The organism is Microbacterium sp. 01T413_2 (assembly GCF_056398985.1).
Genome location: NZ_JBFTQL010000002.1, coordinates 1 through 14,038 on the forward strand (window position 1 = coordinate 1; position 14,038 = coordinate 14,038).

The 14,038-nt window shown below is 69.4% G+C and carries 15 protein-coding genes and 1 tRNA gene; 8 read left to right on the forward strand and 8 right to left on the reverse strand.

Features of this window, described 5'->3' with window-relative positions; translation table 11 throughout:
* The coding region (locus AC1DMN_RS01280; RefSeq protein WP_477383862.1) for a histidine kinase dimerization/phospho-acceptor domain-containing protein at window positions 1-1,320 on the reverse strand (1,320 nt) is incomplete at its 3' end.
* 3 nt (window positions 1,321-1,323) lie between these two features.
* Complete coding sequence (locus AC1DMN_RS01285; protein ID WP_159575299.1) at window positions 1,324-2,016, reverse strand: response regulator transcription factor; 693 nt, start codon at window positions 2,014-2,016, stop codon at window positions 1,324-1,326.
* Between the two features lie 122 nt (window positions 2,017-2,138).
* Between AC1DMN_RS01285 and AC1DMN_RS01290 the strand changes: the two genes are divergently transcribed.
* Window positions 2,139-2,732: an NADPH-dependent FMN reductase gene (locus AC1DMN_RS01290; protein ID WP_477229531.1), complete on the forward strand. Its 594-nt coding sequence runs from the start codon at window positions 2,139-2,141 to the stop codon at window positions 2,730-2,732.
* 68 nt (window positions 2,733-2,800) lie between these two features.
* On the opposite strand, the gene AC1DMN_RS01295 is transcribed toward AC1DMN_RS01290, so the two are convergent.
* The 3 genes from AC1DMN_RS01295 to AC1DMN_RS01305 all read right to left on the reverse strand — a co-directional run bounded on the left by AC1DMN_RS01295 (window position 2,801) and on the right by AC1DMN_RS01305 (window position 6,630).
* A complete protein-coding gene (locus AC1DMN_RS01295; protein WP_440733735.1) occupies window positions 2,801-4,444 on the reverse strand; it encodes a DNA repair helicase XPB in 1,644 nt (547 codons plus the stop codon).
* 105 nt (window positions 4,445-4,549) lie between these two features.
* On the reverse strand, window positions 4,550-6,331 hold the full coding sequence (locus AC1DMN_RS01300) for a helicase-associated domain-containing protein (protein WP_441976440.1): 1,782 nt from the start codon (window positions 6,329-6,331) through the stop codon (window positions 4,550-4,552).
* A 23-nt stretch (window positions 6,332-6,354) separates the two neighbouring features.
* Window positions 6,355-6,630 carry a multidrug ABC transporter ATPase gene (locus AC1DMN_RS01305; protein ID WP_441976439.1) on the reverse strand — a complete coding sequence of 92 codons (276 nt, stop codon included), beginning with the start codon at window positions 6,628-6,630 and terminating at the stop codon, window positions 6,355-6,357.
* 115 nt (window positions 6,631-6,745) lie between these two features.
* Between AC1DMN_RS01305 and AC1DMN_RS01310 the strand changes: the two genes are divergently transcribed.
* Together AC1DMN_RS01310 and AC1DMN_RS01315 are read left to right on the forward strand one after the other, a co-directional pair.
* Window positions 6,746-7,126, forward strand: coding sequence for a cold-shock protein (locus tag AC1DMN_RS01310; protein WP_440733732.1), 381 nt, complete (start codon window positions 6,746-6,748; stop codon window positions 7,124-7,126).
* Window positions 7,119-7,874, forward strand: a complete 756-nt coding sequence (locus AC1DMN_RS01315) for a DUF3027 domain-containing protein (protein ID WP_477229530.1) — start codon at window positions 7,119-7,121, stop codon at window positions 7,872-7,874. Before AC1DMN_RS01310 ends, AC1DMN_RS01315 begins: the two co-directional genes overlap by 8 nt.
* Before the next feature lie 84 nt (window positions 7,875-7,958).
* Here AC1DMN_RS01315 and serC read toward each other — a convergent pair whose 3' ends face one another.
* Window positions 7,959-9,071, reverse strand: a complete 1,113-nt coding sequence (gene serC, locus AC1DMN_RS01320; protein WP_441976437.1) for a phosphoserine transaminase — start codon at window positions 9,069-9,071, stop codon at window positions 7,959-7,961.
* A 191-nt stretch (window positions 9,072-9,262) separates the two neighbouring features.
* Here serC and AC1DMN_RS01325 point away from each other — a divergent pair, with 191 nt between their 5' ends.
* The 5 genes from AC1DMN_RS01325 (at window position 9,263) to AC1DMN_RS01345 (ending at window position 13,027) form a co-directional block, all read left to right on the forward strand.
* Window positions 9,263-9,955: an iron-dependent transcriptional repressor DtxR gene (locus tag AC1DMN_RS01325; RefSeq protein ID WP_440733729.1), complete on the forward strand. Its 693-nt coding sequence runs from the start codon at window positions 9,263-9,265 to the stop codon at window positions 9,953-9,955.
* A 287-nt stretch (window positions 9,956-10,242) separates the two neighbouring features.
* Complete coding sequence (locus AC1DMN_RS01330) at window positions 10,243-11,061, forward strand: M23 family metallopeptidase (RefSeq protein ID WP_441976436.1); 819 nt, start codon at window positions 10,243-10,245, stop codon at window positions 11,059-11,061.
* A gap of 236 nt (window positions 11,062-11,297) precedes the next feature.
* Window positions 11,298-12,134, forward strand: coding sequence for a M23 family metallopeptidase (locus AC1DMN_RS01335; protein ID WP_441976435.1), 837 nt, complete (start codon window positions 11,298-11,300; stop codon window positions 12,132-12,134).
* 291 nt (window positions 12,135-12,425) lie between these two features.
* Window positions 12,426-12,923, forward strand: a complete 498-nt coding sequence (locus AC1DMN_RS01340; RefSeq protein WP_440733726.1) for an HNH endonuclease — start codon at window positions 12,426-12,428, stop codon at window positions 12,921-12,923.
* Between the two features lie 30 nt (window positions 12,924-12,953).
* Window positions 12,954-13,027 (forward strand) — tRNA-Arg (locus AC1DMN_RS01345).
* A 284-nt stretch (window positions 13,028-13,311) separates the two neighbouring features.
* Here the strand turns inward: AC1DMN_RS01345 and AC1DMN_RS01350 are convergent.
* Both AC1DMN_RS01350 and AC1DMN_RS01355 read right to left on the reverse strand, forming a co-directional pair.
* Window positions 13,312-13,656 carry a histone-like nucleoid-structuring protein Lsr2 gene (locus tag AC1DMN_RS01350; protein WP_441976434.1) on the reverse strand — a complete coding sequence of 115 codons (345 nt, stop codon included), beginning with the start codon at window positions 13,654-13,656 and terminating at the stop codon, window positions 13,312-13,314.
* 54 nt (window positions 13,657-13,710) lie between these two features.
* Complete coding sequence (locus AC1DMN_RS01355; RefSeq protein WP_440733724.1) at window positions 13,711-14,037, reverse strand: DMT family transporter; 327 nt, start codon at window positions 14,035-14,037, stop codon at window positions 13,711-13,713.
* Between the last annotated feature and the right edge of the window lies 1 nt (window position 14,038).

Sequence of the window (14,038 nt, forward strand, 5' to 3'; positions counted from 1 at the left end):
CACCTGGCGCACCTTGTTCTCCTCGCCGAGCACGATCGGCGGCGTGGAGACGGGAGCGACGACGGCCTCGGAGAAGTCGATCTCGGGAACCGGGCCGCCGTCGCGCGGGCGCCGGCGCAGGATCGCGGGTATGCGACCGCGCGGAGGCGCCGTGCGTGTTGTCGGGGTCGGCCGTGTGATCGCCATGTGTGAGGGCACGGGCAGGTCCGTAGGGTGCGCCTCGGCGGTCATGTCGACGACGGTGACCGGGCGCTCGGGCGCCGCCGCGCGCAGGTCGAGCGCGGCGTCCTGCGCGAGCGGGCGAAGATCGAGCGGTTCGATGGTGAGTTCGCGCTGCTCGTCCAGGCGGGCGAGGGCGAGCAGATCCTCGACGAGCACGCCCATCCGCAGCGCCTCCTTCTCGATCCGGTCCATCGCGCGCGCAGTGTCCTCGCCGGGCTTGATGGCGCCCATCCGGTACAGCTCGGCGTAGCCGCGCACACTCACCAGCGGCGTGCGCAACTCATGGCTGGCGTCGCCGACGAAGCGCCGCATCTGCTGCACAGAGCGGTCGCGCTGGGCGATCGCCGCGTCCAGCCGGTCGAGCATGGTGTTGATGGCGCCGTTCAGCCGCCCCACCTCGGTCGTCGGCTCGAGGTCCGTGAGCCGCTGACTGAAGTCGCCCGCGGCGATCGCCATGGCGGTGGACTCCACCCGGCCCAGCCGGCGGAAGGCGAGCGTCACCAGCCCCCGGGTGGCGAGCGCCGCGATGATGATCGTCACGAGCGCCACCGTGGTGAACACCCCGAAGAACGTCGCCAGGATGCGATCCGGCTCGTCCAGCGACACCGCCACGATCTGCGTGTAGGTGATGTTGGTGCTGGGGTCCTCCCGCACCGCCACAGCGGCGCGGAACTCGGATCCGTCCGCGCCTCGCAGCACCATCGGATCCGTCCGTCCGGCTTCGAGCGTCGCACGGGCCAGAGGGTAGGTGGTCGGGAACTCGGGCTTGCCGGCCTTCGGCGCGCCGCCCCCGGAGTACACGAGCGCGCCGGCCGTGTCGTAGACCGCGACGAAGTAGTCCGCGAGGCCCAGCGTCTCGTCCTTAAGTGTGACGCTGAAGGTGCCGTAGCCGTCCGGCGTGATCGTGGCGAGGTCGCTGGTCACGAGCGTCGGCAGCTGGGATTCGACGTTGTCGATGAGCAGGTTGCGCAGGATCGGCATGGTGCCGATGCCGGTGACGACGAGTCCGAGCGCGAGCACGCCGACGGTGACGCCGGTCACCTTCGCCCGAAGGCTGATCCGGCGCCACCATCGCGTGATCGCGTCGGGCTCTGCCATCCGCTACGCGGTCTTCCCCACCTTGAGCATGTAGCCGAAGCCGCGCTTGGTCTGGATGACCGGCTCCTCGGTGTGCGGGTCGATCTTGCGGCGGAGATACGAGATGTAGCTCTCCACGATGCCGGCGTCGCCGTTGAAGTCGTACTCCCAGACGTGGTCGAGGATCTGCGCCTTCGACAACACCCGGTTCGGGTTGAGCATGAGGTAGCGGAGGAGCTTGAACTCGGTCGGGCTGAGTTCGATGGGGGTGGATCCGACGAACACGTCGTGCGTGTCCTGATCCATCGACAGCTCGCCGGCGCGGATCACCGATTCCTCGTCCGCCTGCATGGTGCGGCGCAGGATCGCCTGCGCACGCGCGACGATCTCGTCCAGGGCGAACGGCTTGGTGACGTAGTCGTCGCCGCCCGCATTCAGTCCCTCGATCTTGTCCTCGGTGTCGTCCTTCGCCGTGAGGAACAGGATCGGCGCCGTGAAACCCGCGCCGCGCAGTCGCTTGGTGACGCTGAATCCGTTCATGTCGGGGAGCATCACGTCGAGGATGATGAGATCGGGCTCCTCCTCCAGCACGGCCGAGATCGTGGCGGCGCCGTTGGCGACGGTCTTCACCGAGAAACCGGCGAAGCTCAGGCCCGTGGAGAGGACATCGCGGATGTTGGGTTCGTCGTCGACGACCAGGATGCGCGCTTCAGTCATGCCCCCATTATGGTGACCCGATCCGTGTTCGGGCTGATTGCGGGCGGAACTTTCCTAGGGATCGGCTATGCGGCGCCTCAGGAAGCGTGACGATCCGCCCCTTTCGGGTGCAGAGTGTGTCCATGAAGATCGACATCATCGAGCACGAGGGGCCGTACCGTGTCGGCGTCATCGTCGGCAGCCTCTCCCGGGAGTCCATCAATCGCCGTCTGGCGAACGCACTGACGCATCTTGCGCCCGAGGGTTTCGAGTTCTTCGAGATCTCCTATGCCGACCTGCCGTTGTACAACCGCGACTTCGATGCCGACTATCCGCAGGTCGCGCTCGACTTCAAGGAGGCGGTGACGAGCGCCGACGCGGTGCTCTTCGTGACGCCGGAGTACAACCGTTCGCTGCCGGGACCGCTGAAGAACGCGATCGACTGGGGCAGCAGACCCTGGGGGCAGAACGTGTGGGCGCACAAGCCCACCGGCGTCGTGGGGGCGTCGATGGGGGCGATCGGCACGGCCGTCGGACAGCAGTCCCTGCGCGCCACCCTGGGCTTCCTCAACGCCCGTCAGATGACGTCCCCCGAGGCGTACATCCACTATTCGCCAGGACTCATCGACGACGACGGCCGGGTGACGACGCCAGGGACTGAGGAGTTCCTGCGGCAGTTCATGACGGCGTTCGCCGAGTACACCGCGAGAGTGCTGACGGTCATCCCGCAGACCTGACGCGCCCCGCGCCTCGTTCCGGCCTTCCCGACCGCCTTCTCCTGGGATAGACGAGGCGCAAAGGGCGATCAGGCCGCCTCGAGCTCGTGCGCGTCCAGGATCGTGTAGCTGTAGCCCTGCTCGGCGAGGAAGCGCTGGCGGTTCTGCGCGTAGTCCTGGTCGACCGTGTCCCGCGCGATCAGCGTGTAGAAGCTTGCCGTGTGCCCGGACTGCTTCGGTCGCAGCAGGCGTCCGAGGCGCTGCGCCTCCTCCTGGCGCGAGCCGAAGGATCCGGACACCTGGATCGCGACCGAGGCCTCCGGCAGGTCGATGGAGAAGTTCGCGACCTTCGACACCACCAGCAGCTCGATCTCGCCCTCGCGGAACTGCCGGTACAGCTCCTCGCGCTCGTCCACCGGCGTCGCGCCGGTGATCGACGGCGCGTTCAGGGCCTCGGACAACTCCTCGAGCTGGTCGAGGTACTGCCCGATCACGAGGATGCGCTCGCCGGGGTGCTTCGCGATGAGCTCGCGCACCGTGGTGATCTTGGCCGGCGCGGACGCGGCGAGGCGGTAGCGCTCGTCATCCGTCGCGGCGGCGTACTCCAGCCGGTCGTCCGGTGGCAGGTCGACGCGAACCTCGTAGCAGGCGGCGGGCGAGATGAAGCCCTGCGCCTCGATCTGCTTCCACGGTGCGTCGAACCGCTTGGGGCCGATCAGGCTGAACACGTCGCCCTCGCGACCGTCCTCGCGCACGAGCGTCGCGGTGAGGCCGATCCGGCGGCGGGCCTGCAGATCGGCGGTGAGCTTGAAGACCGGTGCGGGCAGCAGGTGCACCTCGTCGTAGACCACGAGCCCCCAGTCCATCTCGTCGAGGAGGGAGAGGTGCGCGTACTGGCCCTTCCGCTTCGCGGTGAGGATCTGGTAGGTCGCGATCGTGACCGGCTTGACCTCCTTCACCTGCCCGGAGTACTCGCCGATCTCCTCGGGGGTCAGGCTGGTGCGTTTGATCAGCTCGTCGCGCCACTGGCGGGCCGAGACGGCATTGGTGACGAGGATGAGCGTGGTCGTCTTGGTCGCCGCCATTGCACCGGCGCCGACGATGGTCTTGCCGGCACCGCAGGGGAGCACGACGACGCCGGATCCGTCCTTCGCGAACGCGTCGACCGCGTCCTGCTGGTAGGGGCGCATCGTCCAGCCGTCCTCGGCCAGCGTGATCTCGTGCGGTGTGCCCGGCGTGTAGCCGGCCAGGTCCTCGGCGGGCCAGCCGATCTTCAACAGCTCCTGCTTGATCTGACCCCGCGCCCACGCGTCCACGACGTATGTGTCGGGGGCAGGGTGGCCGACGAGCAGCGGCTGGATCCGCTTGTTCCCGGCGACCTGGGTGAGCACGGCGGGATCCGTGGAGCGCAGGATGAGTACGCCCTCGTCGTCGCGCTCGATCACGAGCCGGCCGTAGCGGTTCACGGTCTCGCGGATGTCGACGGAGACCGACGGGGGCACGGGGAAACGCGACCAGCGGTCGAGGGTCTCCAGCATGTCCTCGGCCGTGTGGCCGGCCGCGCGGGCGTTCCACAGCCCCAGCCGGGTGACCCGGTACGTGTGGATGTGCTCGGGGGCGCGTTCCAGCTCGGCGAAGATCGCGAGCTCGTGCCGCGCGCTCTCGGCGTCGGGGTGCGCGACCTCGAGTAGCACGGTGCGGTCGCTCTGGACGATCAGCGGGCCATCAGACATAGCGGACCAGTCTACCGGTCACACCGGGGAGCCGGCGCTCGGCGCCGATCGATGCTCGCGGCCACGGGGGTCGGGGCGGCCCGGTCCTGCTGAGAGGATCGGGACTCAGGATCCGGCGTCCTCGATGGCGCGGGTGGAGAGGATCGAGCGGATCGGCAGGGTGCGCTCGACGTCGCTCGCCCGGTCGCGGCCGCGGACGCGCCCGCCCCCGAAGCCGGTCACCTCGAGCACCAGCTCGCGCGCCGTGCCGTCGGGCATGGCTACCTCGACGGCGAGCACGGCGCGCTGCTTCGCGGCGTGCTCGAGCTCCCGTTCCAGCCACGCGGCGTCCGGGTTGCCCTCACGCGCCTCCCGCAGCCGGGCGATGAGCGCCGCGTAGCGCTGGGCGTCGGCGGGGGGCGGGGGAGCGCTCTCCGCTGTGGTGCGAACCGGTCGCTCCACCGCACCGGCCGCGTCCACGAGGGCGGCGGGGTAGTGCTCGTCGGTGAGCGCCCAGAACACGGTGTCGCGGTTGACCCGCGTGGTCAGCGCCGCGGCGTCCTCGCCGGTGTCGTCGGGGACGAGGCCCAGGGGGCGCAGCGCCTGGTCCACGCCGATCGCCTGCAGCAGGTGCAGGTCGCGGCTGCGCACGCGAGTCCGTCCGGTCGCAGGGTCGGTACCGACCTGCACCTGGCCGTGCCTGCTCGCGCTCTGCGCCAGCAGGTAGCGCAACGGCTGCGGCACTCCCGTCAGGGAGAGACCTTCGAGGAAGTCCAGCACCCCTTCCTCCGTCTCCCCGGACGACAGCGCCGTGCTGAGCGAGTCGGCGGTGAAGCGGTACGAGGACGCCTGGCTCGCCGACTCGCGGGTGGCCATGCCGCGCAGCCGCAGGTCCAGGGCGGGCAGCAGCGGCCCCGGGGCGATCGCAGTGAGATCGTTCTGCAGGAAGATCCGGTCGACCTCGGCGGGCACGTAGGCGGCGAGGGCGGAGGGATCCGGGTCCGCTCCGCGTCGCGGCGCCTCGGCCCAGGGGGTCTCCGCTGCGGTTCCGTCCGAGCTCTCGTCTGTGATGAGGCCGAGCAGACGGGCCTGCCGGATGAGTCCGTCGATGCGTGCCGGCCAGCTCGGGTCCCAGGGATGCTCGGCGTGCCAGTCCGCAAGGGGGATCCAGCCGCCGTTCCGGGTGCGCAGCACCTCGGGCAGAGCGGTGCGGAAACCTGCGACCAGCCGCGACCAGCGCTCGGGGCCGGGCAGCCGGAGCCACGCCGCACCGGCGTCGGACAGGCGCAGGGTGCGCTCGATCGGCCGCAGCAGACCGGCGGCCGTGCCGAGCGCGAGCACATCGTCGAGCAGAGCAGGGTCTTCGGGGAGCCCGCGTTCGCTCAGGCGGCGCTTCTCGGAGAGTCCCACGGTGCCGCCTGCGAGCAGCGCCAGCGGCCCCTCCTCGGCGAGCAGAAGGGCGTCGGCGAGTGTCGCGACCGTCGTGAAGGCGCGTTCGGCGGCCCGGGCTGACTCGGGCTCATCTGCGCTCTTAGGGAGGTCTGCGGACACCGATTCGTCGCCCGGGATGATCGGGCCTGCGACGGTGTCGCGTGCGGCGACGGCCGCCGCCACTGTCGGGGGCAGCGTCGCGCCGGAGGGCGAGAGCAGGGCGAGGGTGCGCAGCGCGTCCGCGACCGCACCGGGATCCGCGCCGGATGCGGCGGCGACGAGTCCCGCGACCTCGGCCCGGGTCAGACGGGGCAGAACCCGTGCCACCGACGTCGGATCCAGCAGCGCCTCGGCGGCGTCGAAGAAATCGTGCCAGCCGGCATCGGGTCGCACCTCACGGCGCCCGAAGAGCGCGGCGAGCTCGTCATCGGTGCGCGCGGACAACGCCTCGGCGAGAAGGCGCGCATGGGTGCTCATGGTGAGAACAGCTCGCGGCGGCGTCAGGAGCGCCGCGCCGCGCGTCCTCTCCGGACGAAGCTCATGATGAGCAGGACGACGATCATGCCGAAGGCGATCGGCAGGCCCCAGAACGGGAACACGCCCACGACGGGCCAGGCGCCGTGCGTGAAGTCAGCCTGCTTCATCCCCACCGCGGTCGCGATGATGATCACGAAGAAGCAGATCACCGAGAGGGCGGCCAGCGTCAGCGCGCCGAAGGTCAGGAACCGATCGATCCCGCGGATCTCCGGCTCGGGGGCAGGCGGCCGAGTGCTCATCCGTCCCAGCCTACCCGCTCCGCGACCGGTAGGCTGGTGGGGTGCGGGGCTTCCGCACGCCACCCGATCGGATCCCCCGGATCCGGCGCCCGAGTATTTGCAGCGAGGTTCTCCCATGCCCACCGGCAAGGTCAGGTTCTACGACGACGAGAAGGGGTTCGGCTTCATCACCACCGATGACGGCCAGGACGTCTTCCTGCACGCCTCGTCCCTCCCCGCCGGGTCCGCGGTCAAGGCCGGCGCTCGCGTCGAGTTCGGCGTCGCCGACGGAAAACGCGGCCTGCAGGCGCTCTCCGTGCGCGTGCTCGAGGCTCCGGTGAGCCTCGCCAAGTCCAAGCGCAAGCCCGCGGACGACATGGCCGTGATCGTCGAGGATCTCGTGAAGCTGCTCGACGGCATCGGCGGCGACCTGCGCCGCGGCCGCTATCCGTCGTCCAGCCACGGCCGCAAGATCGCCGCCGTGCTGCGCAACGTCGCCGAGGACTTCGATGCCTGAGGACGAGGCCTCGGGCATCGAGCCGGTCGAGCCTGCGCAGGGCGCGGTCGCGCCGGAGTCCGCCGAAGCCGTCGCCCCGGCGGTCGAGGAGCGCTTCTCGACCGATGAGCCCCTCGCCGTGCCGTTCGTCAGCGAGCGCCTGCTGGGCGCGCGCGATCTGGCGCTCGCTGCCCTGCACGAGATCACCCCCGCCGCATCGGTCGGACCGGCTGCCGGTTACCTGCCCGAGGTCGACGGCGTGCTCTCGCTGCGTTTCGAGAACCGGCTCGGCGGCTACCCCGGCTGGTACTGGACCGTTTCGGTCGCCCAGGTCGGGGACGAGGAGCCGACCGTGCTGGAGGCCGAGCTGCTGCCCGGCGACGGTGCTCTGCTCGCGCCCGAATGGGTGCCGTGGGCCGAGCGCCTCGCGGAGTACCGCGCACATCAAGCGGAGCTCGCCGCGACCGCGCAGCACGACGCAGAGGCGAACGGATCCGAGGAGATTTCGGGCGAACAGCTCGACGGCGGATCCGACGACGACCTCGACGATGACGATCTCGACGCCGATGAGCGGGACGAGGACGATGCCGCACCGCGTTTCCACGCCGGCGACCTCGACGGCGTGGACATCGATGAGCTCGATGACTCGGCAGAGTCCGCGGAGGACTCCGAGGATGACGATTCCGAAGAGGATGACGATTCCGAAGAGGATGACGATTCCGACGAGGATGACGACTCCGACGAGGACGACGACTCCGACGAGGAGTGACGCGCCGGGCAAGGCCCGGAAATGCTTGGATACGAGAGAAGGCGCCCCCGAGCGGAGGCGCCTTCTCTCGTATCGCGGCGCGACTCAGGCGCCCTGATGCTCCAGGACGTAGTCGATCGAGCGGATCAGCTGCCGCACATCATCCGGCTCGATCGAGACGAACGTCGCGATGCGCAGCTGGTTGCGGCCGAGCTTGCGGTAGGGCTCGGTGTCGACGATGCCGTTCGCACGCAGCGTCTTGGCGACCGCGGCCGCGTCCACCGAGTCGTCGAAGTCGATCGTCGCCACCACGGGGGAGCGGTCGGCGGGGTTTGCGACGAACGGCGTCGCCACGGCAGTCGCCTCGGCCCAGCGGTACAGCTCCTGCGAGGACTCGTTCGTGCGGGCCGCCGCCCAGGCGAGTCCGCCGCTGGTGTTGATCCACTGCAGCTGCGAGTCGAGCAGATGCAGCGTCGTCAGGGCGGGCGTGTTGAGCGTCTGCTCGAGGCGGGAGTTGTCGACGGCGTTCTTCAGGCTGAGGAACTCGGGGATGTAGCGACCGGAGGCGGCGATCCGTTCGATCCGCTCGATCGCGGCAGGTGAGACCGCGGCGAACCACAGCCCACCGTCGGAGCCCAGGTTCTTCTGCGGGGCGAAGTAGTAGACGTCCGTCTCGGTCACGTCGAAGTCGATGCCACCGGCGGCGCTCGTCGCGTCGATGACGGTGAGGGCGCCATCCGCGGCGACGCGGCGGATCGGCGAGGCGACGCCGGTCGAGGTCTCGTTGTGCGGCCAGGCGTACACGTCCACGCCGTCGACGATCTCGGCCTCGGCGCGGGATCCGGGCTCGGCGTTGCGCACGTCCGGCGCCTGCAGCCATGGTGCGGCCGCCGCTTTGGCGAACTTTCCGCCGAACTCGCCCGAGACGAGGTTCTGCGCGCGGTTCTCGATGAGGCCGAACGCGGCGGCGTCCCAGAACGCCGTGGATCCGCCGTTGCCGACGATGATCTCGTAGCCCTCCGGAAGGCGGAACAGCGACGACAGCTGCTCGCGGACGCTGCGGACGAGGTTCTTCACCGGCGCCTGCCGGTGCGAGGTGCCCAGCAGGCTCGACCCGACGGCGGCGAGCGCGCTCACCTGCTCCGGACGGATCTTGGACGGGCCGCATCCGAAGCGGCCGTCGACGGGCAGAAGTTCACGGGGAATCTCGATCGCCATGCACAGATTCTAGGTGTCGGCGGGGGAGCGCCCCGGCCCTGTGACGCCGTGCGACGGGCTCCGCACGAGGCTGGCGACCCCGCGCTGCGATGCCTCTGACAGCCCCTGCAGGGCAGAGCCGACGCATATCCGCAGAAGGTAGGCTTGCCTAACACCACGCAACCGCGTCCGCGGCACGACAAGGGGGATCGATGGCCGATCTGATCGACACCACGGAGATGTATCTCCGCACCATCCTCGAACTCGAGGAGGAGAACATCGTCCCCCTGCGCGCCCGGATCTCCGAGCGCCTCGGGCACTCCGGCCCCACGGTGTCGCAGACGGTCGGCCGCATGGAGCGCGACGGTCTCGTGGTCGTCTCCGAGGATCGACGGCTCGAACTGACCGAGGCCGGACGCCGCAAGGCGGTGGACGTGATGCGCAAGCACCGCCTCGCCGAGCGGCTGCTCTCCGACGTGATCGGGCTGGACTGGGCCTACGTGCACGAGGAGGCCTGCCGCTGGGAGCACGTCATGAGCGAGCAGGTGGAGCGCCGTCTGGTCGAGCTTCTCGGGCACCCCACGGAGTCGCCGTACGGCAATCCGATCCCCGGCCTGGACCAGCTCGGCGGCACCCCGGCGCGCACCTTCGACGAGGGCGTGATCGGCCTCGTCGAACACATGAACACGGCGGGCACCCCCACCGAGGGCACCGTGCGTCGTCTCGCCGAGCCCGCGCAGGTGGATCCGGAGCTGCTGGAGCAACTGCGTGACGCGGGCGTCGTCCCGGGGGCGCGCGGGCGGTTCCGCTTCAACGAGGGGTACGTGCTCATCGAGGTCGACGGGCAGGACGAGGGGCTCGAGCTCCCGGTCGAGCTCGCCTCGCACATCTTCCTGGTCGCCTGAGATCTCCGCACGCATCGGGGACGATCCGCCGCCTGGGCGTCGCCTGTACGCGACCCTCTGGATCCGCGGAAAATCAACGTTCAGCAGATCCTTGGCGCAGTGTGACACGTTCGTGACTTTCCGGTAGCGTCGAAAGGGCCGCCGGCGAGAAGCCCGCCGACGGACTCCACGGCGCTCGCCTCATCGGCCCGTCGCCGCCGTGGGGAGGCATGTGTCCGAGCCCTGTGCGGACCGACCCGATCGACGACGGACCGGCGCGATCTCGCGCAGAGGCCGGAGGACAGACTTTGCCTGAGACCACGATCGAGACTGCGAGCCCGACGAACGCCGAAGCGACGACGTCCAAGAAGGGCGTGAACCGATCCGCTTTCGTGCGTCCGGTGCGCACGGTGGCGATCCTGGGCGCCGTCGGCGCCCTGGTCGCTGCGATCGGCCTTCCGGCGTTCGCCTCGGCGAGCGGTCCGGCCGATGCGGCCCCGGTGACCACGGAGCAGCTGGCGGCAGACAACGCGCAGTCGATCGTCGTCGCTTCCGAGGCCACACAGGCCCCGAGCGCGCGCGGGCAGTTCACCGCGACCACGCCGGACGAGATCGAGAAGCGCAAGGCGGAGGATGCCGCAGCGGCTCGGGCCGCCGAGGCGGCCGCATCGGCGGCGTCGGCCAGCAGCTCCCGCCCGTCCCTCGCTGGGATGGCGCTGGTCGCTCCGGGCTCGGGCGCGGTGCGCTACCCGGTCACCAGCTTCACCCCGGGCGAAGGCCCCGGATCCGGTCGCGGCCACGAGGGCTGGGACATGATCGCCCCGGAAGGCACCCCGATCTACGCTGCGGCTGCCGGGACTGTGACCGCGTCCGCCGAGAGCATCGGCGGATACGGCGTCTCGATCATGATCATGAGCAACCTCAACGGCACCATGGTGGAGACCCGCTACGGTCACATGGTCTACGGCAGCCGGATGGTGGAGACGGGTGACCAGGTCTCCGCAGGTCAGCTCATCGGGCTGGTCGGCAACACCGGTAACTCGTACGGATCCCACCTCCACTTCGAGGTGCGCATCGGCGGCTCGGTCATCGACCCTGAGCCCTGGCTCGCCGCGAACGCGGGCTGACCGGCATCAGTCGCCCCTGCCGGTTGCTCGGATCGGTCATCCAGAATCAGGGGGTGACAGATTCATCACGATCGGGTAACGTCGGGGAGGTCGCCGACGAGAAGCCCGTCGACGATAACCCCGGCGGCCGCCTCCCGGTTCGTCACCGCCGTGGTCATCCTGATGCTTGTCGAAATCCCGACCTGCACGCGAATACGGACGAGCCGGCGCACGGCGCCGAGGCCTGGAGGAAGCCCTTGGCTGCAGAACTCGAAAAGACCGATACATCCGTCGACACGCGTTCCACGAAGCGTGCGAAGAACCCGGTCTCCCGTTCCGTGGTGCGCCCGATCCGCACTTTCGCCGTGCTCGCCGCTGTCGGTGCACTGGTGACAGCGATCGCCCTTCCAGCACTCGCGACCGGCGCCGCTTCGCCCGCGACCGCTTCGCCGGCGACCGCAGAGCAGATCGCCGCCGGCCATGCGCAGTCGATCGTGGTCGCCTCCGAGGCGACGGCGGTGTCGGGCACGCGGGGTTCGTTCACCGCGACGACGCCGCAGGAGATCGAGCAGAAGAAGGCGGCCGAGGCCGCGCTCGCCGCGGCGAAGGCGGCGGCGGAGGCCGCTGCCAAGCCCTCGGTCGCGTCCGTCCGCACAAACATGGCGCCGATCGCGAGCCCCGGACAGGTCATCTACCCCATGGCGGCCGGCTCCTACACGCTGAGCGATGGCTTCGGCGCGGCTCGCAGCGGTCGCAGCCACATGGGACAGGACTTCGCCGCCCCGATCGGCACGCCCATCTACGCCGCCGCCGATGGCTGCGTCACGATCTCGCAGGACGGCTACGGAGGCTACGGCGAGACGATCGAGCTCTCGCACCCCGCCCTGAGCGGGGCCAACGCGATCGCAACGCTCTACGGGCACATGAACTACGGCAGCCGAGCCGTGAGCGTGGGTCAGTGCGTCACCGCCGGACAGTACCTCGGCGAGGTCGGCAACACCGGCTGGGTCTCCGGATCCTGCCTGCACTTCGAGGTGCTCGTGAACAACACCGAGATCGACCCGCTGGCGTGGCTCGAGGTGAACGTCCGCTGATCCGACAGCGCGTTCACCGGAAGTTCTCCGCGTCGTCGCCGGGGCATGGGTTAGCCTGATTCCGTCGTCGCAAGGGCGGAGGAACACGATGGGACGAATACCGAGCATCCGAACCACGGATGCACTCGGTCGACTCGTTCTTCGGCATTGCCCGCAGGATCGGCACGGATCACCCGTGCGCTCTCGGCGCTGTCTCTCGTAGACAGCGCCGTTTTCGTATCCTGCGGACCCTCCGTCTGCGCACGGTCGAGAGACCGGGAAGCCGTCCCGGTCGGATCGAAGGGATGCAGGATGCGCACACTGGTGCTCAACGCAGGGTACGAACCGCTCGCGATCGTGTCGTTCCGACGCGCGCTCGTGCTGGTCATGAACAAGAAGGCCTCCGTCGTCGAATGCGTCGACGACGATCCCGTCTGGGCGGCGAGCGGCCGCTTCGACCGCCCGGCCGTGATCGTGCTCAGCCGCTATGTGCGGATGCCGAGGAGCCGGTACGCTCCCGTCACGAGACGCGGGGTGCTGCGCCGCGACGGCAACCGCTGCGGGTATTGCGGCAAGTCCGCCTCCACGATCGATCACGTGCTGCCGCGTTCGCGCGGCGGCAAGAACTCCTGGGAGAACCTGGTGGCGTGCTGCCTGCGCTGCAACAACGTCAAAAGCGATCGCACTCCGCAGGAGATGGGATGGGAGCTGCGACTGACGCCCGCCCCGCCGCGGGGGACCGGCTGGACCGTGCGCGGATCCGAACGCGGCGAACCCAGCTGGGAGCGGTACCTGGCGATGGCCGCTTAGGTCCGTGGGCGCTCGTTAGACTGGGAGCGCGCCTTCGTAGCTCAGTCGGATAGAGCAGCCCTCTCCTAAAGGGCAGGTCGCAGGTTCGAATCCTGTCGGGGGCACGAGCGAGAGGGAGACCGCCCGAAGGGTGGTCTCCCTCTCGCTCTACACCGCCCGAAAGGCGAGGCTCCGTTCGCCAGGAGGCTCCGCGCGCCGACCTGTCTCGAAAACGCTGGACGGCCCCAGGTTCTTGTCGGCGCGTGGAGGGGCGAATGGAGATGCGGGGGCACAACTGATGGAGATGCGGGGGCACACGCGACCCGATCTCGACCCCCCGCCACCTCGCCGCACAGGTGAGAAAGGGACCGCCCAGACGGGCGGTCCCTTTCCGTTTCGGGTCCTGCGGTCAGTTCGCGGCGCGATAGGCCTCGATCACGTCTGCCGGGATCCGGCCGCGCTCGGAGAGCTTGTAGCCGTTGTCACCGGCCCAGGCGCGGATCGACGCGGTCTCAGGGTTGCGATTCGGGCGCTTGGCTGCTGCAGCCGGCCGTCCCGTCGCAGCGCGCTGCGTGCGCCGGCCTGCGGAGAGGTAGGGGGCGAGTGCCGCACGCAGGTCTGCGGCGTGGGCGCTGGTCAGATCGATCTCATAGGCGGATCCGTCGAGCGAGAAATGAACGGTCTCGCCTTCGCCCACTTCGAGAACGGAACCGTCGATATCGTCGACGAGCTGATGAACGATTTTGCGTGCCATGGCGACAAACCTAGTTGCAGGAATTGCCGGCGGCAATGATTGGAATGCGGAATGTCATGCGTGTCCCTGATCGATCAGTTTCAATCCGACAATGCACCCGACCAGCCCGAGGATCAGCAGGATACGAAGCCAGGACACCTCGGAATCGCCGGTGATCATCGCCCAGACGACGGTGAGCGAGGCGCCGATGCCGACCCATACCGCATAGGCGGTGGCCGTCGGGATCTCCCGCATCGCCCACCCCAGCCCGAACATCGATGCGGCGAGGCCGATCACGAAGATGACACTCGGCCACAGTTTCGTGAAACCCTCGGATTTCCCCAGCGCGGTGGCCCATACGGCCTCGAACATTCCGGAGATGATGAGCACGAACCACGCCACG

What these genes read in the sequence shown, in the direction of transcription:
- AC1DMN_RS01285 (WP_159575299.1), bottom strand. Translation starts at nt 2,016, where the DNA reads ATGACTGAAGCGCGCATCCTGGTCGTCGACGACGAACCCAACATCCGC.
- AC1DMN_RS01290 (WP_477229531.1), top strand. Translation starts at nt 2,139, where the DNA reads ATGAAGATCGACATCATCGAGCACGAGGGGCCGTACCGTGTCGGCGTC.
- AC1DMN_RS01295 (WP_440733735.1), bottom strand. Translation starts at nt 4,444, where the DNA reads ATGTCTGATGGCCCGCTGATCGTCCAGAGCGACCGCACCGTGCTACTC.
- AC1DMN_RS01300 (WP_441976440.1), bottom strand. Translation starts at nt 6,331, where the DNA reads ATGAGCACCCATGCGCGCCTTCTCGCCGAGGCGTTGTCCGCGCGCACC.
- AC1DMN_RS01305 (WP_441976439.1), bottom strand. Translation starts at nt 6,630, where the DNA reads ATGAGCACTCGGCCGCCTGCCCCCGAGCCGGAGATCCGCGGGATCGAT.
- AC1DMN_RS01310 (WP_440733732.1), top strand. Translation starts at nt 6,746, where the DNA reads ATGCCCACCGGCAAGGTCAGGTTCTACGACGACGAGAAGGGGTTCGGC.
- AC1DMN_RS01315 (WP_477229530.1), top strand. Translation starts at nt 7,119, where the DNA reads ATGCCTGAGGACGAGGCCTCGGGCATCGAGCCGGTCGAGCCTGCGCAG.
- serC (WP_441976437.1), bottom strand. Translation starts at nt 9,071, where the DNA reads ATGGCGATCGAGATTCCCCGTGAACTTCTGCCCGTCGACGGCCGCTTC.
- AC1DMN_RS01325 (WP_440733729.1), top strand. Translation starts at nt 9,263, where the DNA reads ATGGCCGATCTGATCGACACCACGGAGATGTATCTCCGCACCATCCTC.
- AC1DMN_RS01340 (WP_440733726.1), top strand. Translation starts at nt 12,426, where the DNA reads ATGCGCACACTGGTGCTCAACGCAGGGTACGAACCGCTCGCGATCGTG.
- AC1DMN_RS01350 (WP_441976434.1), bottom strand. Translation starts at nt 13,656, where the DNA reads ATGGCACGCAAAATCGTTCATCAGCTCGTCGACGATATCGACGGTTCC.